This window comes from Gilliamella sp. X-57 (assembly GCF_057063565.1).
This window is the reverse complement of the sequence record NZ_JBXSQI010000048.1, coordinates 1-2,614: the sequence shown is the minus strand read 5'-3', so window position 1 is coordinate 2,614 and position 2,614 is coordinate 1. Positions and strand designations below refer to the sequence as shown.

At 37.5% G+C, this 2,614-nt stretch carries 3 protein-coding genes; all 3 read right to left on the bottom strand.

Features of this window, described 5'->3' with window-relative positions; translation table 11 throughout:
• Positions 1-77: 77 nt before the first annotated feature.
• Complete coding sequence (locus tag ACYIAL_RS12620; protein WP_483751885.1) at positions 78-344, bottom strand: hypothetical protein; 267 nt, start codon at positions 342-344, stop codon at positions 78-80.
• A 273-nt stretch (positions 345-617) separates the two neighbouring features.
• Positions 618-1,151: a hypothetical protein gene (locus tag ACYIAL_RS12615; RefSeq protein WP_483751884.1), complete on the bottom strand. Its 534-nt coding sequence runs from the start codon at positions 1,149-1,151 to the stop codon at positions 618-620.
• Between the two features lie 7 nt (positions 1,152-1,158).
• Positions 1,159-2,614 (bottom strand): VENN motif pre-toxin domain-containing protein (locus tag ACYIAL_RS12610; RefSeq protein WP_483751883.1); only part of this gene is annotated, 1,456 nt, incomplete at its 5' end.

Below are 2,614 nucleotides of genomic sequence, written 5' to 3'. Positions count from 1 at the left end.
CTCGTTAGTAAAGCTACGTTTTGCTCTTCGTGATGAATCGATTGCCATTGTTGTTACCTTCTCTTATTTTTAGTTTATCATAACAATGACCTTATAAAACTGGTACTAATTAGTGTAGCCGATCCAAACAGTTCACTACCCACCACATCTTCAATATCAACCTTGTGTGAGTGATTCTTATTCCATATCGCGTCTTGATAGCTTTCTGTCTTTAAGGTCGATAAATTGATATCGTGCCCCGCTATCACGTTAGTGACCCCATCTTCGACGTTATTGCCTAATAAGGCAACCCGGTTTTTACCTAATATCGTCCCCGAGGATTCGATATCCTTCTCCGCCAGCACCGTGACACTTTTACCCGATAATAATGCCCCCCCTCCGACGTTAATTGTGGGCGGTTATTTTATAAAAATAATTCAGGATTCTATACCTTTTAAATAAAAAACTTTTGTCTTTTAATGAGTTATTGTTAGCACATACAGAAAAAGCCGCCTATTGCAAAAGGAATGTAATTATTATCCGTATGAGGTTTTATGTCATCGATTATACAGCACAAGGCAATAAGCCCAACTCCAGACCATAACTGATAAAATAGTAGTATTAATAATAATGTAAAATCAAAGATCATCTGTAGAGATAACATCAATAGCACCACAAGCTTTAAATAACCATTTTAATGCTCCTGATGAAAAAGGATCATCTAATGCAGTAACTTCAACTAAAAAATGAGTATTTTCAATTTCACCATCAAATTTATAATCATTCCACCAAAACCATTCTCTAGTATCGGGTTCTAACCAAGCAAGCCAATTTCCTAAACTCCATTTTTTATTTTTCTCTAGACTTACTTGCTTTTCCCAAGGAAGCGTTCTTCTATAAGCAATCTTTTCTTCGCTTTCACTTTTTGAAAGTTCTGGAGCACAATTATTAATAAACTCATCTGGTAATATTTTTAGCCATTGTTCGAAAGATGGCCAAGTGGGTTCTGAATTATAGTTTACTATCACTAATACTCTTTTAGCTAAGTTTAGTACTTCATTTACATTGTTATTACAACGAATAACAAATCTAGCTATACCTACACCCGTTGTTTTTACTGTATAATCAGGGGGATTATCAAATCGCTCCCTTTCTAATAACAGTTGTCTCATATATTCACTATTTATTACCATCTTTACCGCTTCCTTGAATAATAGAATTCTTCAATTCATCAAATTGATGAGGTCTAATACCATATTGATCTTTAGCTTTAGTTGGATCTGCTATTACTGGTTTATCCTTATTAAATTTCACCTCTGATTCAGATACAGCATTTTTCTTTATCTTATCTAAAAAGGACTTTGATACTTTAAATGACTTGATTGTAGCTCCTTCCATATTTTGAGATTTTCGCTTATCTAAAAACGCTTGAGCTCTTGCTTTATCGCCAAAATTCAAATATAAAGTTGTATTACCTTTTATAGTCACTTCTCCATTACTACCAATAATCACCCTAGTATTTGGTTCTCCTTCAACTCGATACACAGTAATTGTGTTATTAGTTTCAGGATTTGTAAATTTAACACCGCCATATAAACCAGCTAATGAAGAGACAATACCATGAGCAGCCATAACATATTTATACTGCTGAGCGACATCATTTACATCTCGACCAGTTTCTTTTGCAATTGCCTCTATTGAAGCTAGGTGAATAATACTATCAGGATCTAAGCCCAATAATGCTTCATTAAGATGATTTGAATCTTCCCTATAAAGATCACTGTTTTTCAAAGTTCTGGCAGCTTCTTCTGCATATTCTCTTTGCATTTCCCAAGCCTCTTGTAAAAGTCCTTTACAAGCTGCACTTGAAATATTACCTAATGAGCAATTATCTTGCAAAATTTGATCTCGGTCTTTATCCAATTTTTCGAGGTTTTCTAATTCTCTTTTTTCATCTTCCGTTAATTCCTCACCTAAATAGTTTGGTTTTATCCAAGTTAAATACGCTTTGCGCCTAGCTTCAGATACACTCAAATAATTATTCTCAACCGCATTTTTCCCCGCAGCAACGCCAGTATTGATATCTTGAATATCACCACCGGCAGCAGCTATCGCAAGGCCGGTCGCTAGTTGTGATAGGGCGCTGACTTTTTGCCTTTCTTCTTGGCTTAGGTCTTTGATGTCTTTATCAGGGTAAAGGATCCCCGCAATAACTTCTGCACCCCGCTCACTTGCTACCGCGCCCAAGCCACCGGCAAGCCCTGAGTTACCTTGCAGCTCAGCAACCACCGCACCGAGTATGGCATGGCTAACCGTGTTGGCAACAGTGTTTCCTTCGGTCTGTTGTTTGATAATAGTTGCTATCTTCGGCGCTAATGCCCCTGCGGCTGCCCCTTTTATGTCGCCACTGATTAAGCCGTTGATAAGGCTTACCGCCATGTCAATGCCTTGACGAGTGCTACTGCCCATCGCCGACATCCCTTTGTTCATTGCTTCTTTGTAAGCTTCTTCGTAGATTTTTTGTTGTTCTTCTTCTGTTAGTCCCTTGTTTTTGTTTTCTTCTTTTGCCTTTTCAACCGCTTTTTTCGCTTCTGATTCTGCTCGCATACGGTCTATATGGTTGAGCATCGTTAAC

Excerpts from the sequence above, each read along its gene's own strand:
- ACYIAL_RS12615 (WP_483751884.1), bottom strand. The coding sequence starts at position 1,151 with ATGAGACAACTGTTATTAGAAAGGGAGCGATTTGATAATCCCCCTGAT.